Origin of the sequence: Streptomyces sp. NPDC053076 (genome assembly GCF_044546845.1) — a bacterium.
GTDB lineage: Bacteria > Actinomycetota > Actinomycetes > Streptomycetales > Streptomycetaceae > Streptomyces.
The window spans coordinates 771,626-797,986 of the sequence record NZ_JBITZL010000004.1 but is presented as its reverse complement, the minus strand read 5'-3'; the positions used below and the strand labels follow the sequence as shown (position 1 = coordinate 797,986).

The following is a 26,361-nucleotide window of genomic DNA, read 5'->3' as shown; positions in this document are numbered from 1 at the left end:
TCCGGCCACGCGCCGTCAGGGGGTGGACAGACGTCAGACCCGTTCCAGGGGCAGGTGCGGCCCGCTGGGAAGCTCCGTTTTGATCGTGTCGCCCGGGCGCACCGCGCCGCCCTTCTTCACGATGCTCATGATTCCGGTCTTGCGTACGAGGTTGCCGGCCTCATCGCGGCCGACAACCCGCTTCAGCAGCCCGTCCTGGAAGTTGTCGATCTGCACGCAGGGATTGCGCAGGCCGGTCACCTCCAGCACCGCGTCGTCGCCGATCCGCAGCAGCGTGCCGACCGGCAGGCCCAGCAGATCGATGCCACGGGTGGTGATGTTCTCGCCGAGGTCACCGGCCACCACCTTGAATCCCTCCGCAGCGACCTCGGCGAAGAGCTCTTCATGGATGAGGTGGACCTGGCGCAGGTTCGGCTGGGTGGGGTCCTGCGCGACGCGCGAGCGGTGCTTGACCGTCACGCCGGCATGGACGTCACCCTCCACACCGAGCCCGGCGAGCAGCGTGATGCTGTCCCGGTTCGGCTTGGTGAACGAGTACTCGCTGTTGCTGCTGACTGCCGTCACTATCCCGCTCATCCCCGAAGCCCCCTCCTCAGTGACAACGACCACCCACGACCCTAACCCTCGGACCTCCGGGAACGGCAGCCCGTACACCACGAGATCCCGCAAGCCCGGCCCGCGCCGCAACGAGCGGTCCGAATCCACCCTGGAGGCTGTCGTTCCGGTGTCGGACATGCGCACCGGTCCTCCCCGCCGGACCGCGGGCACGCGATCTCTGCGCCGCCGGACGCGGCCTTACGATGGGACGCATGACCGCTTCGTCTGGCCGCCGTGTCCTGCTCGCCGCCCCCCGGGGCTACTGCGCCGGCGTGGACCGCGCCGTGATCGCCGTCGAGAAAGCCCTGGAGCAGTACGGGGCCCCGATCTACGTCCGGCACGAGATCGTCCACAACAAGTACGTCGTGCAGACCCTGGAGAAGAAGGGCGCCGTCTTCGTCGAGCGCACGGAGGAGGTACCGGCCGGCAACATCGTCATGTTCTCGGCGCACGGCGTCGCCCCCGTCGTGCACGAGGAGGCCAGGCAGGGCCGCCTCGCCACCATCGACGCCACCTGCCCCCTGGTCACCAAGGTCCACAAGGAAGCCGTCCGGTACGCCAATGACGACTACGACATCCTGCTGATCGGCCACGAGGGCCACGAGGAGGTCATCGGCACCTCCGGCGAGGCCCCCGACCACATCCAGCTGGTCGACGGCCCCGAGGACGTCGCCAAGGTGGAGGTCCGCGACCCGTCGAAGGTCGTCTGGCTCTCCCAGACCACCCTCTCCGTCGACGAGACCATGGAGACCGTCGACGCGCTGCAGACGAAGTTCCCGGGGCTGGTCTCCCCGCCCAGCGACGACATCTGCTACGCCACGCAGAACCGCCAGCTCGCCGTGAAGCAGATGGGTGCCGAGGCCGAACTGGTCATCGTCGTGGGCTCGCGCAACTCCTCCAACTCCAAGCGGCTGGTCGAGGTCGCCAAGCTCGCCGGTTCCCGCGAGGCGTATCTGGTGGACTTCGCCGACGAGATCGACGAGACCTGGCTGGAGGGCGTGACGACGATCGGTGTCACCTCCGGGGCGTCCGTCCCCGAGGTACTGGTCGAGCAGGTACTGGAGTGGCTCGCCGAGCGCGGCTTCGCGGACGTGGAGCTGGTCAAGGCCGCCGAGGAGTCCATCACCTTCTCGCTGCCCAAGGAGCTCCGCCGCGACCTGCGTGAGGAGGCCGCCGCCCTGGTCGCCGAGCGCGGAGGAAGCGGCACCTCCGAGGCGTGACCGTCAGTGGTCCGTCGTAACGTGGTGCCATGCAGATCTTCGGTGTGGACATCGGCGGATCCGGGATCAAGGGCGCCCCTGTGGATCTCGACCGGGGCGACCTGACCCAGGAGCGCTGCAAGGTGCTCACCCCGCACCCGGCGACGCCCGAGGGCGTCGCCGACGGGGTCAAGGAGGTCGTGGACCACTTCGGCTGGACCGGGCCGGTCGGCCTGACCTTCCCCGGGGTGGTCACGGGGGGCGCCACGGTCCGTACGGCCGCGAACGTGGACAAGAGCTGGATCGACACGGACGCGCGCGCGTTGTTCAGCGGCAGACTCGGCGGACTCCCGGTGACCGTGGTCAACGACGCGGACGCGGCGGGCGTCGCCGAGATGGACTTCGGCGCCGGACGGGGCCGCCGGGGCACGGTCATCCTGCTCACCTTCGGCACCGGAATCGGCAGCGCCCTCTTCGTGGACGGCGCCCTGGTCCCGAACACCGAGCTGGGCCACCTGGAGCTGAACGGCCACGACGCCGAGAAGCGTGCCTCCAGCAAGGCCAAGGAGGACCACGACCTCAGCTGGGAACGGTGGGCGCACCGCGTGCAGCACTATCTGGCGCACGTGGAGATGCTGTTCTCGCCGGACCTGTTCATCATCGGCGGCGGGGTCAGCCGCAAGGCGGACAAGTTCCTGCACCTCATCGAGGACATCAAGGCCGAGATCGTCCCCGCGCAACTCCAGAACAACGCGGGAATCGTGGGCGCGGCGATGAGAGCGGCCGAGCACGCCTAGAGCCGCTCGTTCGGATCATGCCGGGCTCGGCGGGGTCTGGCACCGCGCCTCGCCGCGTTGAAGCCGGTTGCCCGGGCTCCGTCATGGCACCCTCCTCCGCCTTGCGATGCTCCCCCACCGCCTGAACGGAGCGGGAGGTGCCCCCACCACCAGAGCCCCGCTCCCTGATCCGCCGTGACCCCAACGAAAGACCCTGGAGCCGCTCCGGCCCATGCCGTCGCCCCCGACGGCATGGGCCCGGCTCACGGGCCGGCCGTGCTCAGCCGTGCCCCCGGCGGCCCCGCACCCACAGCACCCGGCGGGCGAGCACGAGCACTCCTGCGACGAGTGTTCCCCCGTACAGCCACCCGGCCTGGGTGGCGAGCCCGGTGACCAGCCCCATCAGACGGCCGAACAGCCCCCCGCCGCCGTCGGCGACGGGCAGCAGCCCCACGGCGAACGCGATCGGCAGGACCACCGGCGCCGACAGCACGTCCCCGTCCCGCACCCACAGCGCGGTCAGCACGCACACCGGCAGGAACAGCACGCCGTACACCGTCGGGGACGCCCCGAACAGCAGTTGGTCCAGACAGCCGAGCAGGAACATCGCCCCGGCGCAGAACAGCCCGCTGCCGAGTCCGGTCAGCCGGGGGTTCGGCAGCCGCGGGCCCGCCGGACCGGGCCGTTCCTCCCGCACCTGCCGGGCGCCCCCCTCCTGCCACGCGCTCCGTGCGGCACCCGGCGCGAGCCCGCGCCCGGCGCCGGCCCCGCCTCCACCACCGGGCCCGCGTCCACCACCGGGCCCGCGTCCACCACCGGCCCCGCGTCCACCACCGGCCCCGCGTCCACCACCGGCTCCGCGCGCGCCGTCGGCTCCGCTCGCGCTGCCGGCCCCGGCGCCGGCCCCGCGTCCGTTGCCCGGCCGGTGCCCCGCCTGCGGCGGCAGTGGGGTGTGCGGCGGCATGCCGCGTCGCGGTCCGTCGTTCGGGGGTCGCCTTCCGTGTTGCTCCACAGGGACCAACCTAGGTCTGTTTATGTGCAGAATCCGCCCCGGGACACGCCGGGGCGACGAGCTTGGCCGGGCATTCGACGCTCCCGCGAGGCGGGCGCGCCGGACGCCGTAAACTGGTGGATCGGCCAGTGTCGGTCTCTGGCCCCTGGCAGCCCCTGGCCCACTCAATTACGGGAAGTCGCAACGTGTCGCTCACGATCGGAATCGTCGGCCTGCCCAACGTCGGCAAGTCGACCCTGTTCAACGCCCTGACCAAGAACGACGTGCTGGCGGCCAACTACCCGTTCGCCACGATCGAGCCCAACGTCGGCGTGGTCGGCGTGCCCGACGGCCGCCTCGCCAAGCTGGCCTCGATCTTCAAGTCGGAGCGCATCCTTCCGGCCACGGTCGACTTCGTCGACATCGCCGGCATCGTGCGCGGTGCCTCCGAGGGCGAGGGCCTGGGCAACAAGTTCCTCGCGAACATCCGCGAGTCCGACGCGATCTGCCAGGTCATCCGCGCCTTCAAGGACGAGAACGTCGTCCACGTCGACGGCAAGGTCTCGCCGAAGGACGACATCGAGACGATCAACACCGAGCTGATCCTCGCCGACCTCCAGACGATCGAGAAGGTCCTTCCGCGCCTCCAGAAGGAGTCCCGGATCAAGAAGGACATCGCTCCCAAGGTCAAGGCCGTCGAGGAGGCCAAGGAGATCCTGGAGAAGGGCGACACGCTCTTCGCGCACGGCATCGTCCAGGGCACCGAGCGCAACGAGCTCCTGCACGACCTGCACCTGCTGACCACCAAGCCGTTCCTCTACGTCTTCAACGTCGATGAGGACGAGCTGGTCGACGAGGAGTTCAAGAACGAGCAGCGCGCCCTGGTCGCCCCCGCCGAGGCGATCTTCCTGAACGCGAAGCTGGAGGCGGACCTCGCCGAGCTGGACGAGGAGGAGGCCTTGGAGCTGCTCCAGTCCGTCGGCCAGGACGAGCCCGGCCTCGCCACCCTCGCCCGCGTCGGCTTCAACACCCTGGGGCTCCAGACGTACCTGACGGCCGGCCCCAAGGAGTCCCGCGCCTGGACGATCAAGAAGGGTGCCACGGCCCCCGAGGCGGCCGGTGTCATCCACACCGACTTCCAGAAGGGCTTCATCAAGGCCGAGGTCATCTCCTTCGGCGACCTGGTCGAGACCGGTTCGGTGGCCGAGGCCCGCGCCAAGGGCAAGGCCCGCATGGAGGGCAAGGACTACGTCATGCAGGACGGGGACGTGGTGGAGTTCCGCTTCAACGTGTAATCGTCTCGTTACTGCATGTTACCTAGTTTCGTCAAACGTGCAGTTCAGAAGGGGTCGGACTCTGACGAGTCCGACCCCTTCTACATTCCCGTGCTGACTTTTCAGCTGCTTCGGGGCGGCGTGAGCCTGTCGAGGTTCAGGTTGACCTCGAAGGGCACGGGGCGTTGAAGGGTGCCCCGGAAGATCCCGGCGGGAGCGTAGGCGCCGGTGGGTTCGTCGAGCTCGTAGACGTGGACGACGGGTGCTCCGTCCTCGTCCTCGATGCACCAGTAGTGCGGGATGCCGGCCTCTGCGTACTTGCGGAGCTTTACTGTGCGATCGCGATGGGCGGACTCCGGGGATACGGCCTCGATGACGAGCTTCACGTCCTCCGGTGCGTACCAGGTGCGGTCGGGATCGTAGGGCAGGTCCGTCAGCAAGAGGTCCGGCTCGGGGCGGTTGCGGGCATCGAGGCGGATCGTCATTTCCCGCTCGACCTCGAATCCGGCTGGTGCCTGCGCCATGAGCGTGGTGGTCAGGGCGGTGACGAGGCGGCCATGCCAGGACCGCTGGGGCGACATCATGAAGACGAGGGCTCCATCGATCAACTCGGTGTGGCGGGGTGCCTCGGGGAGACGGTCGAGGTCCTCCGCGAACCAGCCTTCCGCGCGCGGCGGGCGCATCCAGTCGGGCAGTGCGGTCATGGCTTCACGGTAGCGCCTGCGGCTCAAGCCGAGGAGCGAATGGCACGGCGAGTGGAGCGCTGGCGACTTGCCGAGCCGTTACCGGCAAGGCGCCTGATATCCGGCCATGATCTGCTCGGCGGTCCCGATCACCATGATGTTGATCTCTGCGGCGGCACCGTCGTGGGCCTCGTAGCGCGGAAGCGGATGCGGGTTGGATGAACCGTCTACTATCTCCGGCCGCATGCTCATCAGAACGGAACGGCAACTCAGCGAGGTTGCCGACGAGGTCTCCGCGATCACGGCGGTCATTCGGCCGATTTGCGGACTCTATCGAGTCAGCCCCCTTCGTCGCACCGTGCTGGATGGGTGCCGGAAATTCTGACGGTGGGTCAGCGGCGATCAGGTCTCATAAGCGGTGGACCGGTGTCCCACATGAACGACCCAGACCACCAGTTCCCCGTTGTCGATCGTGTAGACGACGCGGTGGTTGCCGACGCGCAGGCGGCGTCGCTCGGGCTGGGACACGAGTGCGGTGGTGTTGAAGCCGAGGGGGTCGGTTTCCAGCTCGGTCAGCTTGGCCAGGATGCGCAGCGCCATGTCGCGAGGGATCTTCCGAAGCTCGGCCTGCGCCTCGGGGCGGAAGACGGTTCGGTACTCACTCACCGCGCGCCAGCGTCTCCCTCATGATGTCCTCGATCGGGATGCCGGGAGCAGGGTTGGCCATGCGCTCGTCGATGATCCGGTTGATCTCGCGCTCTTCCCATTCCTGGTACTTGCGCAGCACCTCGATGGAGACCACGGCGGCGACTTCCTTGCCCCGGCGCGTGATCACCGTGGGTACGTCGTCGCGGTCCGCGCGCTCCACGACCTCCGCCAAGTGCGCGCGCACGTCGCGGATGGACTCTATGGGCAGTGGCTGCGTCATGCGCTCAAGGGTACCGAGTGTCCCATGTGTACACAATGGCTGGAGTCCATGGCGGTCCATCGCTCGCGCTCGATGAACTCGCACCGTGCTGGATCGGTGCTGGACGAGAGCGACGGAAACCGCGTTTTCGCGAAACCTCATCAGCGCTTCACGGAACTCCGGTCAGATTCGTTTCCAAGAGTCCCCATCACGCTGCCCTCCCGTTCAGAAGCTGAACGCGTCCAGGCAGGCGGCGCCCCCGGCGCACCCTGATGCCCTCGCTGTCCGAGGCAGCGAGGGCATCATTCGTCAGGCGGCTCGGGCTACGGGTAACTGCGCGACCCACGTCATGACCTCGGTCAGGTGCTCGGGCTGTAGACCGAGGTGTGGATTGGGTTGGACGAGGAGGGTCGGCGTTCCCTTGGCGGTGCGCTCCGCCGCCCAGGCGTGGTCAAGGCTGGTGAAGTCGTCGTCGATCCAGACGGCGGGGGCGTCTGCCAGCCAGTCGTCGACGTGGTCGCGCTTCCACAGGTAGCCGTCGGGGTGGCTGGTGGTGATCTGGGGGCGCGGCAGGTCGATGTACGGCAGAGTCGTGAGGCCCAGAAGGGGCCCGATGAGGGTGGTGGCGTCCTGGCGCCAGCTGGTGCACCAGACCGGGGTGACCAGGCCGGTGCGGATGACGTCCATGAGAAGGCGGCTGTGGTCGGGGTTGAGCCAGACGGTGACTGGGTTGTCGGCGCTCCGGCCGGCGGGGACGACGTCGTGGCGGGCGTGCGTGGCCGGGGTCGAGCCGTCCGCGTCGGGGAAGGGTATGAGGACGCCGTCGATGTCGAGGAGCAGGTAGGGCGGGCGCATCGGTCCTCCATAGGCCGGATGAACGCGGCTGTCAGAGCTTGCGGGCGCGGATCAGCAGGGTGGTGGGCCAGTGGCCCATGCGGGGGTCGTTGAACTCCTGGGCCGAGGTGAGCCACAAACCCGCTCGGCTGAGGTGCCTCTCCCAGCGGTCCGTGGAGAACTCCCAGCGGGCGATGGGGAGCCGGGTGCGGTCGGGGAGGGTGACGTGGTCGCGGCGGGGTCGGTCGTCGCCCGAAGGGCTTCGGCCGCCGCGCTGCGGGTGGGGGACGGAGAAGGCGAGCACCCGTCCAGGCGTGAGGGTGACCTCCGACCGCACCCGCAAGGCGATCACCTCGGTCCGCTTCACTCTCGCGGTCTACCAGCGCCGCCGTGTCCCCGGCGCCGCCGATCTCGCTCGCCGCGCCCGCGAGGCCCTCGCCTAACATGCCCAACAATCCGCCCGAAGAAGGGAACACCGTGGCCCAGCAGACCGACGATCAGCCGAAGGCCCTGAAGCCGGCGCTCGAATCCATGACCCTGCTGGTCGCCGCCGTCATCGTCCACGACAAGGCCGCCAACCGCGTGGTCCTTCTCCAACGCAGCGAGAACGCGAAGTTCGCCCAGGGAATGTGGGACCTCCCCGTCGGCAAGAGCGAGCCGGGCGAGCCCATCACCGAGACTGCGGTTCGCGAGCTCTACGAGGAGACCGGCCTCACGGTGAAGCCCGAGTCCCTCAAGGTCGCCCACATCATCCACGGTGCCTGGGGCGTTGAGGCCCCCAACGGCTTCCTCACCGTCGTCTTCGCCGCCCACGAATGGACCGGCGAACCCGAAAACCGCGAACCCCGTAAGCACTCCCAGGTCCGCTGGGTCGACGCCAGCGACATTCCGGAAGCATTTGTCGACACCACAGCGAGTGCCCTCCACGGATATCTATCTGGCAGGTCCCAGGTCTCGCTCGATGGATGGCGCTGAGTGAAGGAAGGGAGCGTTTTCCCAGTCTATTGAGAGGTGTGGGTGATCCAATCTGATTCTGCTTGCTTAGGGAGAAAGTGCTGCGCACGGTCGCCGGATGGCGTTGCTCTGAAGAGGGATTCGAAGATCGCCTCAAATTCGCATTCATCTGAATCCTTGAACGCGGCCAACCCTCTGAGATCCTCGGCGGTCACGTGACGTTCGCAGAAAGATCGAGCGCGATCGTTCTTGTCCGAGGACTCTTTGTTCTCTAGTGGTGAGTAGTAGTCCTGTCTGCCCCCAGCCACTGGTGCAGTGAACGCAGCTCGTCAGCCTCTGCCCCTACCCGTACGTCGATGCGTATGGTTCCCCCTGTCTCCGCCTGTCGGCGGTCTTCCGCATCTCCATCGTCGGGCAGAACCGAATTTCTGGTGTGTGTTTGGTTTGTTCACGCCCTCACCTGGTGGGAACTAGGGGCCTGGGGCCGGTGATTGCACCGCGACCTACAGGCGTCGCCAGCCGTTGGCGAACTTGCACTCGAGGTCCGTCGAGCGGCGCCGCTCGACGGGGACGTAAGCGGGGTCGCCGCGGAGGTGGGTCAGGGCATTGACCCACTGGTCCCAGAGACCAAGGTGGGGTGAAGCGGTCCGCATGGTGGGTGCTGAGGTGGGCGTCAAGGCGGAGGAGGGCGCCGAGAGCCGCGGGCTGGTCGTAGCGGAGACGCCGTTGAGTCCGACCCCCTCGTCGTCACCGTGCTGGATGGGTGCCGGATATTCTGACGGTGGGTCAGTGGGATCAGGTCTCATAAACGGTGGACCGGTGTCCCACGTGAACGACCCAGACCACCAGTTCCCCGTTGTCGATCGTGTAGACGACGCGGTGGTTGCCGACGCGCAGGCGGCGTCGCTCGGGCTGGGACGCGAGTGCGGTGGTGTTGAAGCCGAGGGGGTCGGTTGCCGGCTCGGTCAGCTTGGCCAGGATGCGCAGTGCCATGTCGCGGGGGATCTTCCGAAGTCCGGCCTGTGCCTCGGGGCGGAAGACGGTTCGGTACTCACTCACCGCGCGCCAGCGTCTCCCTCATGATGTCCTCGATCGGGATGCCGGGTGCCCGGTCGGTCATGCGCGTCGATGACACGACCTCGGCCCGTGACCGGCCCAGGTCCACACCGGATGTGCGTCCCGCGTATCCCCTCTCCCGGCCCGGAACGGTATGAGGCAGTGGCCGGGAACCGTCGGATGGGTGTGGGCGTGGTTTTCTGGGAAGCGCGTCATCGTCGATGTCGGGGGGTAAGGAAGTGCGTCATGGGACAGCGCTCGCCGAGCAGATCGCTGAGCGGCGGGCCGGGACGGGCGATCCGCGGGCGCTCCTCGGGGAGCTGAGGCGGGCCCGGATGCTCGTACCGCTGGACCGCGGCGGGCTGTGGACGGGACATTTCGGCGGTGTGCGCTGGGTGTTCGCGTTCACCGGCGAGGAGGCCCTCGCCCGCTTCGCTCAGTCGCGGGCGCGGGAGTCCGGCAGCGGTCAGGACACCGCGCGGTCCTGGGGTTCCGGCAGCGGTCAGGACACCGCGCGGTCCTGGGAGTTCGCCGAACTGCTCGGCGCCCGGCTGCTCGACGAGATCATCCCGGCGATGGGCGAGCCCGCGGGCATCGCCGTCGACGTCGCGGACCCTGACGGGTCCATGCTGTTCCCGCCCGCCGTGGGCATCGTGCCGGACGAAGTCGCCGTCGGCACGCCGGACAAGCGCGTCCGCGGGACCGATGCGACCGACGCGCCCCACAGGACCGACCGGAGCGCAGGGGGTGCCGCCTGATGGGCGACGAGGCGAAGGATCTCGGTGTCGACGACTACACCGTCCAGCGGCTCACCCAGGGCCTGCGCAACGCGGTCGGTGAGCTGAAGGAGATCGGTACGGGCACCGGAGCGGTGCTCGGCAAGGGCTTCTCCGAACTGGCGATGACCGGCATGGAAGCCGGGCACCACGGCCTGTCCGTGGACTTCGAGGACTTCTGCGAGCGGTGGGAGTGGGGCGTGCGAGCGCTGATCCATGACGCCAACACCATCGCGGCGAATCTCGGCCTGGCCGCGGGCGTGCTGTGGGAGGAGGACCAGTACGTCGAGACCGCGCTGAAGTTCGGCGTCAACTCGGTCGCCGGCGGCAGCCCGTACGCCTCCGAGGAGGACATCGCCAAGCAGAGCTGGGGCGAGGTGTTCACACCGGACGCGCTGCACCCGGACTACAGCGTCGCGTCATGGGACCGCGCCGGTGACGAGATCACCCAGACCTGGAAGGACACCGGGCGCGCGGTGCTCACCGAGGGACAGGGCGGCGAGCGGTCGCGGATGCTCAACGACCTCCTCGGCATCGACCAGGAACAGTTCGACAAGGCCGTCGACGACACCTTCGGGCCGTCGCCCGATGAGCGCGCCCAGCAGCAACAGCAGCAGGACAACCGTGGGGGGAACTGACGTATGGGCATCGGGGATCTCGTCAGTGACATCACGCCGGACGTCGTCGAGGACGCGGTCGAGGACGGCGTCGAGTGGGTCGGCAACCGGGTCGAGGACGCCGGCAACTGGACGGCGGACCGGCTCGACGACGTCGGCTGGAAGTCCGGTGCGGACTGGGTGCGCGAGCAGTCGCGCTCACTGGCGAACCGGATGGGTGCCGAGGTCGACGAGATGGACCTCGGGCAGACCGAGGACAAGACCAAGCTCGTCTACGGTTCGCCGGGCAAGCTGCGCTCCACCGCGTCCCACCTGCGGGCCTTCACGGAGTCGTTCAACGACGTCGGGCTCGGCATCGAGGGGCTGGACTCGGACTCCCTGCGGGGGCAGGCGGCGGACGCGTTCCGCGGGACGGTGAAACTGGAGCCGCCCAAGTGGTACAAGGGCGCGGACGCGTTCGAGGAAGCGGCGAAGGCGCTGGAGTCGTTCGCGTACACGGTGACCTGGGCGCAGGACCAGGCGCAGTCCGCGATCGACAAGTGGAAGGAGGGCACGAAGGCTTCGGCGGACGCCCTGGACGCGCACAAGCAGAAGGTCGACGGCTACAGAAAAGCCGTCGAAAAGTACAAGGCGACGCCCGCCGACAAGCGTGACCCCGCCACACTGCCGGCGGAACCCGGTGAGTTCTCCGACCCGGGCAAGGCGAGGATGCAGGAGGCGCAGGACATCCTCGCCGAGGCGCGCAAGCAGCGGAACTCCGCCGCTGAGACCGCCCGCACAGCCGTGCAGAAGGCCCGGGACGCGGCCCCGCGCAAGCCCTCCTACGGCGAACAGCTGAAGGAGGGGCTCGACGAGGTCGAACTGATGAAGACCCACTTCACCATGGGCGCGGTCAAGGGCACCGCGGGCATCGTGAACTTCGTCCGGGGCCTCGACCCGATGGACCCGTACAACCTCACGCATCCCGCCGACTACGTCACCCATCTCAACAGCACCGTCGCCGGACTCGTCCAGGTCGCCAACGACCCCTGGGGCAGCGGCAAGCAGATGCTGGACGACTTCATGAAGGACCCGGCGGAAGGGCTCGGCACGTTCGTGCCGGACGTGATCCTCACCGTCGCGACGGGTGGCGCCGGAGCCGCCGGGAAGGGCGCGAGGCTCACGGAGGAGCTCGCGGACGCCGCCAGGGCGCGCCGCGCCCGCAGGCTCAGGGAGACCGTCCGCAGGCCCGACGGCAAGCGGTGCGGCCGTGAGCCCGTCGACTTCGCGACCGGCCGCATGTTCCTGCCGCAGGAGGACGTGCTGCTGCCGGGCAGCCTGCCGCTGCTGTTCCGCCGGGACTTCGAGTCGTCGTACCGGGCGGGCCGCTGGTTCGGCGAGAGCTGGTCATCGACGATCGACCAGCGCCTGACCGTGGACCCGATCGGTGTCGTCTTCCACGGTGAGGACAACCTGCTCGTCGCGTATCCGCACCCCGCTCCCGGCACGCCGGTGCTCCCCGAGGCGGGGCCGCGCTGGCCGCTGGAACGGCACACCGACGGCAGTTACACGCTCACCGACCCGGACACGGGCATCGTCCGGCACTTCCTCGCCCCGCCCGGCGCCGAACCGGGAGACAACGGCTCCGCGCCGCTCGCCGAGATCGCCGACCGCAACGGGCGCACGATCACCGCCGAGTACGACGAGGAGGGCGCCCCGCTCGCCCTCACCCACTCGGGGGGCTACCGCCTCACCTTCACCACGGAGAACCGCCGGATCACCTCGCTGAGCCTCGGCGGCACCCGGATCGCCGGATACGGATACAGCGAGGAAGGCCATCTCACCGAGGTCACCAGGTCCTCCGGCGTCCCCACCCGGTTCGCCTACGACAGCGAAGGCCGCATCGTCGCCTGGACCGACACCAACGGCTCCAGCTACAGCTTCGTGTACGACGACGGGGACCGGTGCGTGTCCCAGACCGGTGCCGAGGGGCACCTGCGCTCGGAGTTCCACTACAGCGACCCGCACCCCGACACCGGCCTGACCACCACCACGGTCACCGACTCCCTCGGCCACACCTGGCGCTACACGGTCAACAGCCACCTCCAGGTCGTCGCCGAGACCTGGCCCACGGGCGCGACGATCCGCTACGCCTACGACCGCGACGACCGGCTGTTGTCCCGTACCGACCCTGCCCCGCGAGCGGGGGGACGCCCAGGCGGGCGCACCGAGTTCCGCTGGGACGACGAGGGCCGTCTCGTCTCGACGACCCGCCCCGACGGCAGCGTGCAGACGGCGGCCTACGGCAGCGACGGCCGCCCGGTCGAGCTGGTCCAGCCGGGCGGGCTGCGCTGGACGCAGGAGTTCGACGAACGCGGCAACCGGGTCGCGGTCACCAACCCCGCCGGGCGCACCACCCGCTACACCCACGACGCGCTCGGCCACGTCACCTCGGTCACCGGCCCTGCCCCGCGAGCGGGGGGACCCCCGGGCGCGACGACCCTGCTGCGCCACAATGCCGCGGGCCTCCTTATGGCCCAGACGGCTCCGGACGGCGGTACGACGTCGTACGTGCGGGACGCCTTCGGCCGGATCACCGAGCGTACCGGCCCGAGCGGCGGCACCGCCCGCTTCGAGTGGACCCCTGAGGGCCGGCTCGCGCGGTTCACGGGCCCGGACGGCGCGGTGGAGCGGTGGACGTACGACGGCGAGGGCAACTGCCTCAGCCACACCGACCCCGGGGGCCGCACCACGACCTTCGAGTACACCCACTTCGACCTGCTCACGGCCCGCACCGACCCCGACGGCACCCGCCACGAGTTCACGCACGACACCGAATTGCGGCTCACCGAGGTCCGCAACCCCCTGGGCCTGCGGTGGAGCTACACCTACGACCCGGCCGGCAACCTCGTCGCCGAGACCGACTTCGACGGCCGCACCATCACCTACGACGTCGATCCGCTCGGCCGGGTGCTGACCCGTACCAGCCCGCTCGGCACGGCCGTCCACTACGAGCGGGACGTGCTCGGCCAGGTCGTCCGCAAGGACGCCGGCGGCGCCGTGACGACGTACGAGTACGACCCCGCGGGCCGGCTGCTGCGGGCCATCGGGCCCGACGCGGAACTGACGTACGCGTACGACCACCGGGGCCACGTCAAGACCGAACTCGTCGACGGGCGTGCGCTGTCGTTCCGGTACGACGCGGCCGGGCGCCGCACCCGGCGCGTCACCCCGAGCGGCCATGTCACCTCGTACACGCACGACGGCGGGGGCCGTGCCGCCACGCTGACCGTCGCGGGCCACGACCTCGTGTTCACGCGTGACGCCGCGGGGCGCGAGCTGACCCGCAGCGTCGGGGACACGCTGACGCTGACGTCGGACTGGAACGCCGCGGGCCGGCTCACCGCCCAGGAGATCGCGCGCGGTGGCCACCGGCTGAACCTGCGGACGTACGCGTACCGCGAGGACGGCCATCTCATCGCGGTCGACGACACCCTGCGTGGCCCGCGCCGCTTCGGCCTGGACGCGACGGGCCGGGTCACCGCGGTCACGGCCGACCGGTGGAGCGAGTCCTACGCGTACGACAGCGGCGGCAACAACATCTCCGCCGCCTGGCCGGACCGCCACGCCAGCGGCGACGCGCGCGGTGAGCGCTCCTACACCGGCACCCGGGTCCTGGAGGCCGGGGCGAACCGCTACGTGTACGACGACGCCGGCCGGCTGATCCGCCGCTCGAAGACCCGGCTGTCGAAGAAGCGTGACGTGTGGACGTACGCGTACGACGCCGAGGACCGGCTCACCGGCGTCACGACCCCGGACGGCACCCTGTGGCGCTACCGGTACGACCCGCTCGGCCGGCGCATCGCCAAGGAGCGCATGACGGCCGACGGCCGAGCGGTGGCCGAGCGCACGCGCTTCGTCTGGGACGGTCCCGTGCTCGCGGAGCAGACCACGGAGATCCCCGGCGAGCTGTCCCACCACACCACGCTGAGCTGGGACCACGAGGGCCTGACCCCTGTCGCCCAGACCGAACGGCTCACCGACGCGGCCACCCGGCGGGAGATCGACGCCCGGTTCTTCGCGATCGCGACCGACCTCATCGGCACCCCGACCGAGCTCATCGGCGAGGACGGGCGCATCGCCTGGCAGAGCCGCACCACGCTGTGGGGTGTCACGACGTGGAACGCCGACGCGTCCGCGTACACACCGCTGCGCTTCCCCGGCCAGTACTTCGACCCGGAGACCGGCCTCCACTACAACCACCACCGCTACTACGACCCGCAGACCGCCCGGTACATCACGCCCGACCCGCTGGGCCTCGCGCCCGCGCCCAACCCGACGGCGTACGTGCACAACCCGCACCGGTTCAGCGATCCGCTGGGCCTCGCGCCGTACGAGGACAACGGGGGGCTCGGCGAACTCCACGAGGTCAACAAACCCGACGCCGACGCCGACAAGCTGGCCGAGAAGCTCGGCGGAGAGCCCCGCAGGAGGTTCGCGAACGACCCGGACGGACGCGAGTTCGACGCGATCAGCGACGAGTACGTGGCCCAGGCGAAGCCCGCGGACTTCACCTTGAACAAGAAGTTCCGCAAGCAGGCGCAAGCCACGTTCGAGGCGGCGATCCAAAGTGGCCGCACGCCGTACTTCCAGTTCGACGGACCGCCCGGACCAGGCGTGATCGATAAGCTCCGGGAATACGGGCGCCGGTACGGCGTCGAGCCGGTGATCGACACGACTCCGCTGGAGTGAGGGTATGTACGAGTTCCATGGCTGGTTCGGTATCTCCGAGGACCCGTACGAGGACGACTCCCAGTCCCTGCGGGCGGGTGTCGAGGAGTTGCGTGCCCGGATCGACGCGGTCCAGTGGTCCTCCAGCTGCAAGGTCGCGCTCGACGTCTTCAACGGGCTGGACGTCGTCACGGCCACCGGCCACACGAACCACATCGGCTACGAGGCCGGGCAGCTGGACGAACTGGTGGCGTACATCGCGCGCCGCTTCCCCGGCTCCTGGGGGATGCTCTACGACCGCTCCGACGACGGCGACATCCCGAACGCCGACAACGCCTTCCGGGTGCGCGTCCTGCGCAGGGGGATCGTCGAGGAGCGGCTGGATCCGTTCCTCTCGCCGTGCAATCCGGTGATCGAGGACTGAGCACCCGATGGCGCGACCGCTGCTCGGGCAGGTCCGCGGGAGCCGCCTGACAGCGGACGAGGGGGCGGCCGCTCGCGGAGCCGCCCCCTTTGCCGTGCCTCACGCCTCCTCGTCGACCCAGCTCATCAGCTTGCGCAGCTGCTTGCCGGTGGTCTCCAGCAGGTGCTCGGAGTCCTGCCGCTTGTACTCGTCGTACTTCTTCAGACCGCCGTGGTACTCCTCCATCCAGTTCTTGGCGAACGTGCCGTCCTGGATCTCGGCGAGGACCTGCCTCATCTCGGCCTTGGTGGCGTCGGTGATGATCCGCGGGCCGGTGACGTAGTCGCCCCACTCGGCGGTCTCGGAGACCGACCAGCGCATCTTCTCCAGTCCGCCCTCGTACATCAGGTCCACGATCAGCTTCAGCTCGTGCAGGCACTCGAAGTAGGCGATCTCCGGCTGGTAGCCCGCCTCGACCAGGGTCTCGAAGCCCGCCTTCACCAGCGCCGCGGTGCCACCGCACAGCACGGCCTGCTCACCGAACAGATCGGTCTCGGTCTCCTCCGTGAACGTCGTCCTGATGACACCGGCGCGGGTGCCGCCGATGCCCTTGGCGTACGACAGGGCCAGCGCGAAGGCGGCACCGGAGGCGTCCTGCTCCACCGCGGCGATGCACGGAACGCCCCGGCCCTCCTCGTACTGACGGCGCACCAGGTGCCCCGGGCCCTTCGGGGCGACCATGCAGACGTCCACGCCGGCCGGGGGCTTGATGAAGCCGAAGCGGATGTTGAAGCCGTGACCGAAGAACAGCGCGTCACCGTCCTTGAGGTTGTCCTTGATGGACTCCTCGTAGACCTGGGCCTGGATCGGGTCCGGGACCAGGATCATGATGACGTCGGCCTCGGCGGCGGCCTCGGCCGGGCTCACCACGCGCAGGCCCTGCTCCTCGGCCTTGGCCCTGGACCTGGAGCCCTCGTGCAGACCGACACGGACGTCGACTCCGGAGTCCCGCAGCGACAGGGCGTGGGCGTGGCCCTGGCTGCCGTAGCCGATGACCGCGACCTTGCGGCCCTGGATGACGGACAGGTCGGCGTCGGCGTCGTAGAACAGCTCGGCCATGGGTCAAATCTCCTTAGGGTGGTGGGTAACGGTGTGATCCGGCGGCTTCAGGCGCTCTGCGCGGACCTGGTCGCGGCCGAGGTGATGCGCAGCGTGCGGGTCTCGCGGACGCCTCGCTCCGTCAGGGAGCGGGAGCCGCGGCCGATGGCGATCGCGCCGGACTGGACCAGTTCCTTGATGCCGAACTGCGCCAGCATCCGCAGCATCGCGTCGAGCTTGTCGGCGGCGCCGGTGGCCTCCAGGGTCACCGCCTCGGGGGCGACGTCGACGGTGCGGGCGCGGAACAGCTCGGCGATCTCCAGGACCTGGGAGCGGGTGGTGTTGTCGGCACGGACCTTCACGAGGACCAGTTCGCGCTGGACCGCGTCCGCCGCCTCCAGCTCGACGACCTTCAGGACGTTGACGAGCTTGTTGAGCTGCTTGGTGACCTGCTCCAAGGAGAGTTCGTCGTCGACCCGGACGACGATCGTGACGCGGGAGAGGTCCGGGTGCTCGGTGGTGCCCACGGCGAGCGAGTCGATGTTGAAACCGCGCCGGGAGAACAGGGCGGCGATCCGGGCCAGGATGCCGGGGGTGTTCTCGACCAGGACGGAGAGCGTGTGCTGAGACATGTCGGAGGGTCCTCTCAGTCGTCCGTCGCGTCGCCGAAGTCGGGACGCACGTCACGGGCGGCCATGATGTCGTCGTTGGAAGTGCCGGCCGGGACCATCGGCCACACCATCGCGTCCTCGTGGACGATGAAGTCCACCACCACCGGACGGTCGGTGACCGAGTTGGCCTTGTCGATGACCGCGTCCAGCTCGTCCGGGGAGTCGCAGCGCAGACCCACACAGCCCATCGCCTCGGCGAGGAGGACGAAGTCCGGGACGCGGGTGCCCCGGTTGGCCGTGGAGCCCACGCCCCGGGTGGAGCCGGTCGCGGCGTTGGTCGCGCCGTCGTGCAGCACCGTGTTGGAGAACCGCGCCCCGTAGAAGAGGTTCTGCCACTGGCGGACCATGCCGAGAGCGCCGTTGTTGATGACGGCGACCTTGATCGGGATGTTGTTCAGGGCACAGGTGACCAGTTCCTGGTTGGTCATCTGGAAACAGCCGTCGCCGTCGATCGCCCACACCGTGCGGTCGGGCCGGCCGGCCTTGGCGCCCATCGCGGCCGGGACCGCGTAGCCCATCGTCCCGGCGCCACCGGAGTTGAACCAGGTGCCCGGCTCGTCGTGCGGCAGGAACTGCGCCGCCCACATCTGGTGCTGGCCGACGCCGGAGGCGAAGAGGGTGCCCTCGGGGGCGAGCCGGCCGATGCGTTCGATGACCAGCTGCGGGGAGAGGGTGCCGTCGGCGGGCGGTTCGTAACCGCGGGGATACGTGTCCCGCCAGCGCCTCAGGTCCCGCCACCAGGCGCTGTGGTCACCGGTCCCGCCTTCCTCCCGTACGGCGGTCACCAGCGCGTCGATCACCTCGCGGGCGTCGCCGACGATCGGCACGTCCGCGTACCGGTTCTTGGAGATCTCCGCCGGATCGATGTCGGCGTGCACGACCTTGGCGTGGGGGGCGAAGCTGTCCAGCCTGCCGGTGACACGGTCGTCGAAGCGGGCGCCGAGAGCGACGATCAGGTCCGCCTTCTGCAGGGCCGCCACGGCGGACACGTCACCGTGCATGCCCGGCATGCCCATGTGCTGCGGATGGCTGCCGGGGAAGGCGCCGAGAGCCATCAGCGTGGTGACGACGGGCACGCCGGTCAGTTCGGCGAGGTCGCGCAGCTCAGCGGTCGCCCCGGCCTTCAGGACACCGCCGCCGACGTACAGGACGGGACGTTCGGACGAGGTGATCAGCCGGGCCGCCTCGCGGATCTGCCGCGGGTGCGGGCGGGTCTTCGGGCGGTACCCGCGCAGGTGCGCCGCCCCGGGCCAGACGAAGGTGGTCCGCGCCTGGAGGGCGTCCTTGGTGATGTCGACCAGGACCGGTCCGGGGCGGCCGGTCGAGGCCAGGTGGAACGCCTCGGCGATCGTCCGCGGGATGTCATCGGCGTCGGTGACCAGGAAGTTGTGCTTGGTGATCGGCATCGTGATGCCGACGATGTCCGCCTCCTGGAAGGCGTCCGTGCCGATCGCCTTCGACGACACCTGGCCCGTGATCGCCACGAGCGGTACGGAGTCCATGTGGGCGTCGGCGATCGGTGTCACCAGGTTCGTCGCTCCCGGCCCGGAGGTCGCGATGCAGACACCGACCTTCCCGGTGGCCTGCGCGTAACCGGTGGCCGCGTGGCCGGCGCCCTGCTCGTGGCGGACCAGGACGTGGCGGATCCGCGCCGAGTCCATCATCGGGTCGTACGCCGGGAGGATCGAGCCACCGGGAATCCCGAAAACGGTGTCCGCGCCGACCTCTTCGAGGGAGCGGATCAGGGACTGGGCGCCCGTCACGGTCTCGTCGGCTGGGCGCATCCGTGGAAGGCGGGCCGCGGGGGCCTCTTGCACAGTGTTCGGCATGGTCGGTTCCCAAGGTTCGTAGGGGTGGGTGAGTGGTGGTGCCGGTGGGTGAAGTCAGGTCGAGGTCCCTCCCGTCAGGAGCACGGGCGGGGCGGCGCGGACCAGGTCGGCGGCCTGCGGGCCGAAGAGGCGGGTGACGGTCGGTCCGTTGGCGCCGAGTTCGCCGCGCACCGCCACCGCCGCCGCGTAGCCGCGGTCCACCGGAACGTCCAGCAGGGTCCAGCCGGACGGCGGGTAGGGGCCGCCCGGTGCCCCGGTACCGACGTAGTCGAGGGACGGATCACGTCCCAGTCCGGAGCCGAGGCCCTTGAGGTACGCCTCCTTGCGCGTCCACAGTCGCGCCAGCGCGCGGGGCCGCAACGCCGGTGCCAGAGCGGCCAGTTCCTCCTGCTCGGCCACGTGCAGCATCGAGGCCAGTTCGGCGGTGGCCGTCTGGTCCGACACCAGGTCCACGTCGACGCCGATCGGCGCCGCGGCCGTACCGACGAGGGCGAGGTCGCCTCGGTGGGAGAGCGAGAAGAACAGGTCGTCGCGGCCCGTGCCGAGCACGGTGGGCCGGCCGTGCGGGCCGCCGCAGCAGGGACAGGTGTCCCGGCCGAAGTGGATCTCCTCGGGGCGGAGCCGCAGATACGCCCCGAGGAGCCGTCGCAGTGCGACATGCGCGGCCGTGAACCGGATGCGGTCGGCCGTGTGCATGAGGGCGGCGGCGCGCCGGCGCTCGGTCGCGTCGAGCACCGCCTCGTCCAGGATGCCTGCGGCGACATCCGAGACCCTCAGGAGCCAGAGGTCGAGTGAGCCGGGGGGTGGCAGCTCACGGGCGACCCACGGCAGTGTTCCTTCCACGGGGTCTCTCCTGTTCGTACTCGAAGGAGCCGACCGGGTGTCATGACCCACCGGGCGCGGCGGGCAGGTCGTGCCTGCCGCGCAGGGGACCGATCAGCAGCAACAGGGGGCTGACCGCGAGGCCGGCGGTCAGCAGCCACAACGTCGGCCGCAGTCCGAGCGCCGTGCCGAGCACGCCGCCGAGCAGGGAACCGAACGGAATGGCACCGAAGTTCGCCACCGAGATGCAGGCCGTGATCCGGCCGAGCAGCTGGGGCGGGCAGTACCGCTGGCGGAACGCGCCCTGGATCACATTGGCGAGCACCACGCCGAGGGCGAGGAGCGCGCTGCCGGCCACGAGCGCGGCCAGCATCCAGCCCTGCCCCGCCATCGGGATCAGCAGTGCGAAGGGGGCCGTGGCGGCGGTGGCCACCAGCAGCCCGCGTGCGGTGCCCCAGCGGGCGGTCACCCGCTTCGCACCGGCCGCGCCGAGGATCCCGCCGACGCTGCTGGAGGCCAGCAGCCAGCCGGTCGCGCCCTCCGGCACGTCGAGCTGGCGGATCATGAACACGGGCAGGATCGCCTGGTACGCCGTCAGCAGCAGGTTGGTGACGGTGCCGTAGGCGGTCAGCACACGCAGGTACGGGTCGCGCACGGTGTGCTGGAGCCCCTCGCGGATGTCCTGGCGCAGCGGGGTGCGCTCACGAGAGGACTCGGACAGGGGTTCCCGGCTGCGGATGCCGAGCAGGCACAGCGCCGAGAAGAGGAAGGTGCCGGCGTTGGCCAGCAGGCCGAAGACCGCGCCGAAGCCCTGGGCGAGCAGACCGCCGCCGCCCAGGCCGGCCACTTGGGCGACCGACTCGCTGCCCTGCAGCTTGGCGTTTGCCTCCTGGAGTTGGTCCCGCGCCACGATGGACGGCACGTACACCTTGTACGAGATCCCGAAGAACACCGCGGCCAGGCCGTTGAGGAGCGCCACCACCAGCAGATGGGTCATGGTGAGCGCACCGAGCCACGCGGCCACCGGCACGCTCGCCAGGAGCAGCATCGAGGAGACGTTGCACACCAGCATCAGCGGGCGTCGCCGCATCCGGTCCACCCAGGCGCCGGCCGGCAGGCCGATCAGCAGCCAGGGCAGCCAGGGCGCGGCGGCCAGCACACTCACGCTGAGCGTGCTGGCGTTCAGGGTGACCACGGCGACCAGGGGCATGGCCACCGTGGTGATGTTGATGCCGACCCGGTTGGTGGTCTCGCCGAGCCAGAGGAGACGGAAGTCGCGGTGGCCGGAGAGGGAGGCGCGGGGCGGGGCGGGAACGGGTGCCGTGACGGCGGAGGAGGTGCCGCTCATGCCCGCACCGCCTTCCGCACGGCCTCGCTCAGCAGCTTCTCGGCGTCCGTCCAGCGGTCGCGGCGTACGGCGGACTCCGCGCGGTGGGCGTCGAGTTGCCGGTGCAGCGGGGGAAGCCCGTCGCTCCCGGGCCCGCCTCCGTGGACGCAGGCGGCGGCCACGCGGTCGGGGGCCAGGTCGCCCTCGAAGCCGGCCGTCTCCTCCAGCGAGCGTCCGGAGCCGAGCGCGGCCAGCACGGTCTCGCCGACCTTGTGGTGCGCGGCGCGGAACGGCATGCCGTCCGCGACCAGGCGTTCCGCGAGGTACGTCGCGGCGGTGAACCCCTCCCGGGCGCGCTCGGTCATGCGCTCGGGCCGCGGCTCGGTGCCGGCCACGACCAGCCGCAGCAGTGTCACCGCGTCGGTCGTGTCGCTCAGGCCCGGCCACAGGTGGCGCATGGCCTCGGTGCCGACGGCGATGGCGTTGGTGTAGCCGGCGGTGGTCATCGCCGAGGCCGCGCTCACGAAGGCGCCCAGGCTCGCGGTGGAGCGGCCCTGGATGTGTTCCAGCAGGAACGGGTTGCGCTTCTGCGGCATCATCGAGCTGGAGCCGACCAGCGTGTCGGCGACCCGCAGCAGTGCCGCCTCCTCCGACGTCCACACGCTCAGGTCGCGGGCGACCCGGGCGAGGGTGACGCCGAGCATCGCGGACGCGGAGAGCAGGTTCAGCGCGAAGTCCCGGGAGGCCACGGCGTCCACGGAGTTGGTGGCGGCCCCGGTGAACCCCAGCAGCCGGGCGGTGCGCTCGGGGTCGACGGGGACCGACGTGCCGCCGATGGCGCCGGCGCCGAGCGGATTGACGTCCAGCTGGCGTCCCGCGTCGAGGAGGTGGCCGTAGGCGCGCAGCACCGCACCCGCGACTCCCGCCAGGTAGTGGCCGTAGGTGATCGGTACGGCGGGCTGGCCGTGGGTGTACGCGGGCATGGTGACGTGCGCGTACCGGTCGGCCCGTGCGAGGAGTACGGCGGCGAGCCGGTCCACGGCGTCCAGCAGGGTGAGGTACGGGGTACGGGCCTTCAGGCGGGCGGTCGTGGCGCCCAGGTCGTTGCGGGAGCGGCCGGTGTGCAGGATGCCGCCGGTCTCGTCGCCCAGCCGGTCGATCAGCCAGCCCTCGTACGCCAGGTACACCCCGCGCGGCATCGGCCGTCCCCGGACCGGGAGGAAGTCGGCGGCGCGCAGTTCCTCCACGGCCCGCAGCAGGGCGGCGGCCCGGCCGGGGTCCACGACACCGCGCTCGGTGAGCATGACCAGGTGGGCACGGTCCACCTGGCTGATACGGCGCAGTTCACCGCCCAGCGGATCCGCCGCCTCCTCGGACACGCGCTGGTCGTAGACGATGGCGTGCGCCTCCGGATCCAGCGCCGAACTGAGCCGGCCGGTGTGGACGCCGTCGCGCGCGGGAGCGGTGGTCATGAGAGGTCCTCGGGGGTGGGGAGCGGCCGGTGTCCCCGGCACCCGGAGGGGCACGGGGAAGGGGTGCCGGGACGGTGCCGGGCGGGTGTGGTGCCCTCGCGCGTGCGTGCGGCGGTCATGTCAGCGCCTCCTGCCGGTCCAGGGACGCGGCGGCGATCGCCCCCGCGAGGGCGGCCACTCCCCGGTCCGCGGCCCCGGCCGCCTCGGCCGGATGGTCCGCGACCGCGATGACATGGCCGAGGCGCCCGCGGAAGTCGGTGGCGGGACCGACCGGTTCGCCGGGGGAGCGGTAGAGGACCGACTCGACGACACCCGGGACGGCGCCGGCCCGCGTGACGGCCGCCGTGAGGTCGGGGGCCAGGATGCCGTCGCGGTCGGTGGTCAGGAAGCGGATGGAGGCGCGGCCGTACAGCGCGCGTTCGGGGTGCGCGGCGCGGCCCAGGGCGGCCAGTACCTGGGCCCGGACCAGGTCGATTCCGCAGGCCCGGCGCACCAGTTCGGGAATCATGCCGCCGGCCAGCCGCGGGTTGACCTCGATCACCTTGGCGACGGGACCGTCGAGCCGGAGTTCCACATGGGCCGCTCCCCAGCCCAGGCCGAGCGCCGCCACCGCCCGCACCGCGGTCTGCCGCAGTTCGCGCTCCAGGCCGGCGGGGAGCGCCGCCGGCACGTCGTGGCCGATCTCGACGAACGCGGGCAGCGGGCCGACGTGCTTGGCGACGGTCACCAACGCCTCGGTGCCGAACACCTCGACGGAGAACTCCGCGCCGGTCAGGTACTCCTCGACCAGGATCCGCCCGGGCGTCGCCACGCCGCGCTCGTTCGTGGTGGTCGCCAGCAGTGCGCGCGCGTGCCCGGTGACCTCGTCGAGGTCCGAGCACAGCCGTACGCCCAGACTGCCGGAGCCCTGCACCGGCTTGACCACGACGGGCAGCCGGGTCGCCGCCGCCGACACCGCGGCATCCTCCGTCGACACCACCGCGAAGCCCGGCACACCCACCCCGGCGGCGGCGAGGATCCGCCGCTGCTCGGCCTTGTCCCGGCAGACCCGCACCGCGTCCGCTGAGGGGCCGGGCAGCCCGAGGCGGGACGCCAGCGCGGCGGCGGCCGGGACGTAGTACTCGGAGCTGGTCAGCACCCCGGCGATCGGCGCCTCGCCGGCCAGTCGGGTGGCCGCCTCCCACAACCGGTCCGCGTCGGAGGTGTCGACGGCGACGGTTCGCAGCCCGTCCTCGGCCGCGTACGGATAGCGGGCCGGGTCGTTGCTCAACAGGACCGGTACGACACCGAGTTCGGCGGCGCGGCGGGCGAACAGCCGCCCGGTGCCCGTGGTGTTGGACTCCACCAGGAGCAGCAGCCGCCCGGTCATGACGCCATCTCCGGCATCATCACGTCGTCGAAGCCGCGGCGCGCCCACAGCAGCCGGGACCAGACCTGCGGGGCGTCCAGGGGGTGGGTCACGGTGACCGGGGCGCCGCCCGGAGCGGGCGCGGGGGAGATGCCCTGCTCGCGCAGCCAGACGTCGTTGTAGACGGTCGACTGGTAGCGGTAGCCCTCGTCGGGCAGCACCATCACGACCGTCCTGCCCGGGTTCCGCGCCGCCCACCAGGACGCCACCTGGAAGGACGCGCCGCTGGTCGGGCCCATGAACAGGCCGTGCCTGCGGTACAGCTCATGGGTCGCGTGGAAGGCCTCCGCGGCGGTCACCCAGTGCGCCTCGTCGTACGCCGAGTGGCGCACGTTGCCCGGGTGGATGCTGCTGCCCAGGCCGCGCAGGGTGCGCGGGGCGTCCGGGGTGCCGAAGATGATGCTGCCGTGGGTGTCGACGCCGACCAGGTGCAGCTGCGGGTTGCGGGGCCGCAGCGAGGCGGCGAGCCCGCCCGTCGAGCCGCCCGAGCCGACCGGCCCCACCAGGCAGTCGACGGCGCCGACGGTGCCGTCGATCAGGTCGGCGACGATGCCGTAGGCCCCCGGGTTGTCGGGGTTGTCGTACTGGCCGGGGACGAACGCGTCGGGCCGCTGCCGGCACAGCTCGGCCACCCGGGCCAGCCGGGCGCCCTGGATGCCTCCGGGCTGACCGGTGTGCTCGACGATCTCCACCGTCGTGCCGAGCATCTCCAGTCTGGTGCGCAGCTCCTGGTCGATGGCGGAGTCGCCGACGATGGTCAGCGGGTAGCCGCGCAGTCCGCACACCATGGCCAGGCCCAGCGCGAAGGTGCCGGAGGAGGTCTCGATGACCGGGGTGCCCGGGGTGAGCACACCGGCGGCCTCGGCCCGGTCGATGATGTAGCGGGCGGGCAGCAGCTTCATCAGGCTGAAGGCGGTCGCGTAGAGGTTGTCGCCCACCTGGATGATCCGTGGCAGCTCGGTGGCCTCCACGATCGAGGAGTGCGCCTTGGGAAGGGTCGTCGTCATGTCAGTCACCCGTTGTGTAGTTCCACTGCTCATCGATACCGGTGCTCCGCAGGAGGTCCTGCGCCAGTGCGGTGCGCGTCTCGACCTCGGGGTCGTCCCGGTCGAAGAGGAGCCCCGCGATGTCCCCGCTGTGGGCCACCTGCACGCCCACGGCGCCCGAGGTGCGCGCGATGTCCCGGATCCGGTCGAAGCCGGGGACCGGCAGATGCCGCTGGTTGATCTCCGCGCTCGCCGTGGCCACCGAGCCGAGCAGAGCGGCGTCCTTCATGTGGATGGCGTCGCGCAGCATGTCCCGCAGTACGGCGAACCGCTCGATCTCGGCCCCGTCGTAGCGGGCCGGAGGCAGGGCCAGCGTGTCGACGCCCTTGCCGCGGTTGGAGGGGCGCGAGCCGAAGCCCAGGACGCGCAGGGCCGGCATCCGGTAGCCGAAGTCCTCGATGACGGTGCCCTCGCGCTGCGCGAACAGCACGGTGGAGTCCTCGAACATCAGCGAGTCGGAGGCGGTCTCCGCGCGCACCGCGAGCCGGGCCACCTCGCTTGGCGGCAGCGGATCGGCGAACGCGTCCTTCACCGCCCAGATGGCCGACAGCACATCGCTGGTGGAGGAGCCGAAGCCCCGGCACAGCGGCACGTCACCGGTCAGCTCCAGATGGCCGCCGACCGGCCCGGCGCTCGCCGGGACCACCGCCCGCACGGCCAGTTCGGCCGCCCGCCGCGCCTTGCCCTTCCAGTCCGGCGACACGGAGACCCCGGTGCGGGACGCCGGGGTGAAGGTCGCGCGGGTGGTGTGAATGGTGCAGGGCAGCGTCACGAGTCCGCGCACGAGCCCGTCGCGGCCGGTGAAGACACCCTGCAGAATCTCGCCGTGATGGACGGGGGCCGAAGCTGCCCCGACACGCCAGTCGGAATGATCCACCATGTCCTTGACCTTCTGTTGCCGGTGAAGCCGT

Annotated in this window: 26 protein-coding genes and 2 pseudogenes; 9 read left to right on the top strand and 19 right to left on the bottom strand. The window is 70.6% G+C overall.

The genetic code is table 11. The features are described 5' to 3' along the window. Nucleotides 1-33: 33 nt before the first annotated feature. A complete protein-coding gene (locus tag ACIGYR_RS20860) occupies nt 34-576 on the bottom strand; it encodes an MOSC domain-containing protein (protein ID WP_399598625.1) in 543 nt (180 codons plus the stop codon). 224 nt (nt 577-800) lie between these two features. Here ACIGYR_RS20860 and ACIGYR_RS20855 point away from each other — a divergent pair, with 224 nt between their 5' ends. Next, nucleotides 801-1,817 carry a 4-hydroxy-3-methylbut-2-enyl diphosphate reductase gene (locus tag ACIGYR_RS20855; protein ID WP_391840293.1) on the top strand — a complete coding sequence of 339 codons (1,017 nt, stop codon included), beginning with the start codon at nt 801-803 and terminating at the stop codon, nt 1,815-1,817. 29 nt (nt 1,818-1,846) lie between these two features. Further along, on the top strand, nt 1,847-2,593 hold the full coding sequence (gene ppgK / locus ACIGYR_RS20850; protein ID WP_399597437.1) for a polyphosphate--glucose phosphotransferase: 747 nt from the start codon (nt 1,847-1,849) through the stop codon (nt 2,591-2,593). A 259-nt stretch (nt 2,594-2,852) separates the two neighbouring features. Here ppgK and ACIGYR_RS20845 read toward each other — a convergent pair whose 3' ends face one another. Next, the gene (locus ACIGYR_RS20845; protein ID WP_399597440.1) at nt 2,853-3,269 is read right to left on the bottom strand and encodes a DUF6542 domain-containing protein; all 417 of its coding nucleotides are present in this window, start codon (nt 3,267-3,269) and stop codon (nt 2,853-2,855) included. 500 nt (nt 3,270-3,769) lie between these two features. Between ACIGYR_RS20845 and ychF the strand changes: the two genes are divergently transcribed. Then, the gene (ychF, locus tag ACIGYR_RS20840) at nt 3,770-4,858 is read left to right on the top strand and encodes a redox-regulated ATPase YchF (protein WP_399597443.1); all 1,089 of its coding nucleotides are present in this window, start codon (nt 3,770-3,772) and stop codon (nt 4,856-4,858) included. 101 nt (nt 4,859-4,959) lie between these two features. Here ychF and ACIGYR_RS20835 read toward each other — a convergent pair whose 3' ends face one another. From ACIGYR_RS20835 to ACIGYR_RS20810, 6 genes and pseudogenes are all read right to left on the bottom strand, one after another. Beyond that, on the bottom strand, nt 4,960-5,541 hold the full coding sequence (locus ACIGYR_RS20835; RefSeq protein ID WP_399597446.1) for a Uma2 family endonuclease: 582 nt from the start codon (nt 5,539-5,541) through the stop codon (nt 4,960-4,962). A 78-nt stretch (nt 5,542-5,619) separates the two neighbouring features. After that, on the bottom strand, nt 5,620-5,832 hold the full coding sequence (locus ACIGYR_RS20830) for a hypothetical protein (RefSeq protein ID WP_399597449.1): 213 nt from the start codon (nt 5,830-5,832) through the stop codon (nt 5,620-5,622). Between the two features lie 90 nt (nt 5,833-5,922). Further along, complete coding sequence (locus ACIGYR_RS20825; RefSeq protein ID WP_399597452.1) at nt 5,923-6,186, bottom strand: type II toxin-antitoxin system RelE/ParE family toxin; 264 nt, start codon at nt 6,184-6,186, stop codon at nt 5,923-5,925. Further along, nucleotides 6,179-6,448: a type II toxin-antitoxin system Phd/YefM family antitoxin gene (locus tag ACIGYR_RS20820; RefSeq protein ID WP_019434848.1), complete on the bottom strand. Its 270-nt coding sequence runs from the start codon at nt 6,446-6,448 to the stop codon at nt 6,179-6,181. Before ACIGYR_RS20820 ends, ACIGYR_RS20825 begins: the two co-directional genes overlap by 8 nt. A gap of 288 nt (nt 6,449-6,736) precedes the next feature. Next, on the bottom strand, nt 6,737-7,282 hold the full coding sequence (locus ACIGYR_RS20815; RefSeq protein WP_399597455.1) for an HAD domain-containing protein: 546 nt from the start codon (nt 7,280-7,282) through the stop codon (nt 6,737-6,739). A 31-nt stretch (nt 7,283-7,313) separates the two neighbouring features. Then, nucleotides 7,314-7,580: pseudogene (locus ACIGYR_RS20810) on the bottom strand (SAM-dependent methyltransferase); the annotation flags it as partial. On the opposite strand from ACIGYR_RS20810, the gene ACIGYR_RS20805 reads away from it, so the two are divergent. Both ACIGYR_RS20805 and ACIGYR_RS20800 read left to right on the top strand, forming a co-directional pair. Further along, entirely contained in the window at nt 7,576-7,704 is a 129-nt protein-coding gene (locus ACIGYR_RS20805) for a hypothetical protein (RefSeq protein WP_399598681.1), read from the top strand. The pseudogene ACIGYR_RS20810 and the gene ACIGYR_RS20805 overlap by 5 nt on opposite strands. A gap of 1 nt (nt 7,705) precedes the next feature. Beyond that, complete coding sequence (locus ACIGYR_RS20800) at nt 7,706-8,236, top strand: NUDIX domain-containing protein (RefSeq protein ID WP_399597458.1); 531 nt, start codon at nt 7,706-7,708, stop codon at nt 8,234-8,236. Between the two features lie 435 nt (nt 8,237-8,671). Here ACIGYR_RS20800 and ACIGYR_RS20795 read toward each other — a convergent pair. Both ACIGYR_RS20795 and ACIGYR_RS20790 read right to left on the bottom strand, forming a co-directional pair. Continuing rightward, nucleotides 8,672-8,896: pseudogene (locus ACIGYR_RS20795) on the bottom strand (hypothetical protein); the annotation flags it as partial. A 114-nt stretch (nt 8,897-9,010) separates the two neighbouring features. Continuing rightward, the gene (locus tag ACIGYR_RS20790; RefSeq protein WP_399597460.1) at nt 9,011-9,274 is read right to left on the bottom strand and encodes a type II toxin-antitoxin system RelE/ParE family toxin; all 264 of its coding nucleotides are present in this window, start codon (nt 9,272-9,274) and stop codon (nt 9,011-9,013) included. Nucleotides 9,275-9,510: 236 nt separating this feature from the next. Here ACIGYR_RS20790 and ACIGYR_RS20785 point away from each other — a divergent pair, with 236 nt between their 5' ends. The 4 genes from ACIGYR_RS20785 to ACIGYR_RS20770 are packed head-to-tail and all read left to right on the top strand — an operon-like array spanning nt 9,511 to nt 15,798. Next, the gene (locus ACIGYR_RS20785; RefSeq protein ID WP_399597463.1) at nt 9,511-10,029 is read left to right on the top strand and encodes a hypothetical protein; all 519 of its coding nucleotides are present in this window, start codon (nt 9,511-9,513) and stop codon (nt 10,027-10,029) included. Continuing rightward, entirely contained in the window at nt 10,029-10,685 is a 657-nt protein-coding gene (locus tag ACIGYR_RS20780) for a hypothetical protein (protein WP_399597465.1), read from the top strand. The genes ACIGYR_RS20785 and ACIGYR_RS20780 overlap by 1 nt, the downstream gene beginning before the upstream one ends. A gap of 3 nt (nt 10,686-10,688) precedes the next feature. Then, nucleotides 10,689-15,395, top strand: coding sequence for a putative T7SS-secreted protein (locus tag ACIGYR_RS20775; protein ID WP_399597468.1), 4,707 nt, complete (start codon nt 10,689-10,691; stop codon nt 15,393-15,395). Nucleotides 15,396-15,399: 4 nt separating this feature from the next. Further along, nucleotides 15,400-15,798: an Imm7 family immunity protein gene (locus ACIGYR_RS20770; RefSeq protein ID WP_391840314.1), complete on the top strand. Its 399-nt coding sequence runs from the start codon at nt 15,400-15,402 to the stop codon at nt 15,796-15,798. 99 nt (nt 15,799-15,897) lie between these two features. Here the strand turns inward: ACIGYR_RS20770 and ilvC are convergent, their stop codons facing one another. The 9 genes from ilvC to ACIGYR_RS20725 form a co-directional block, all read right to left on the bottom strand. Beyond that, nucleotides 15,898-16,896 carry a ketol-acid reductoisomerase gene (gene ilvC / locus ACIGYR_RS20765; protein WP_391840316.1) on the bottom strand — a complete coding sequence of 333 codons (999 nt, stop codon included), beginning with the start codon at nt 16,894-16,896 and terminating at the stop codon, nt 15,898-15,900. A gap of 47 nt (nt 16,897-16,943) precedes the next feature. Then, nucleotides 16,944-17,507 (bottom strand): acetolactate synthase small subunit, encoded by a 564-nt coding sequence (gene ilvN / locus ACIGYR_RS20760; protein ID WP_391840318.1) that lies wholly within the window; start codon nt 17,505-17,507, stop codon nt 16,944-16,946. Between the two features lie 14 nt (nt 17,508-17,521). Next, nucleotides 17,522-19,375, bottom strand: coding sequence for an acetolactate synthase large subunit (locus ACIGYR_RS20755; RefSeq protein WP_399597473.1), 1,854 nt, complete (start codon nt 19,373-19,375; stop codon nt 17,522-17,524). Nucleotides 19,376-19,429: 54 nt separating this feature from the next. Further along, entirely contained in the window at nt 19,430-20,218 is a 789-nt protein-coding gene (locus ACIGYR_RS20750; RefSeq protein ID WP_399597474.1) for a 4'-phosphopantetheinyl transferase family protein, read from the bottom strand. 40 nt (nt 20,219-20,258) lie between these two features. Beyond that, nucleotides 20,259-21,545 (bottom strand): MFS transporter, encoded by a 1,287-nt coding sequence (locus tag ACIGYR_RS20745; RefSeq protein WP_399597477.1) that lies wholly within the window; start codon nt 21,543-21,545, stop codon nt 20,259-20,261. After that, a complete protein-coding gene (gene argH, locus ACIGYR_RS20740; protein WP_391840325.1) occupies nt 21,542-22,996 on the bottom strand; it encodes an argininosuccinate lyase in 1,455 nt (484 codons plus the stop codon). The genes ACIGYR_RS20745 and argH overlap by 4 nt, the downstream gene beginning before the upstream one ends. A gap of 115 nt (nt 22,997-23,111) precedes the next feature. Continuing rightward, nucleotides 23,112-24,365, bottom strand: a complete 1,254-nt coding sequence (locus ACIGYR_RS20735; protein ID WP_399597480.1) for an ATP-grasp domain-containing protein — start codon at nt 24,363-24,365, stop codon at nt 23,112-23,114. Further along, nucleotides 24,362-25,411, bottom strand: a complete 1,050-nt coding sequence (locus ACIGYR_RS20730) for a PLP-dependent cysteine synthase family protein (RefSeq protein WP_391840327.1) — start codon at nt 25,409-25,411, stop codon at nt 24,362-24,364. The genes ACIGYR_RS20735 and ACIGYR_RS20730 overlap by 4 nt, the downstream gene beginning before the upstream one ends. A gap of 1 nt (nt 25,412) precedes the next feature. Then, a complete protein-coding gene (locus tag ACIGYR_RS20725) occupies nt 25,413-26,330 on the bottom strand; it encodes a kinase (protein WP_399597483.1) in 918 nt (305 codons plus the stop codon). Nucleotides 26,331-26,361: the final 31 nt, after the last annotated feature.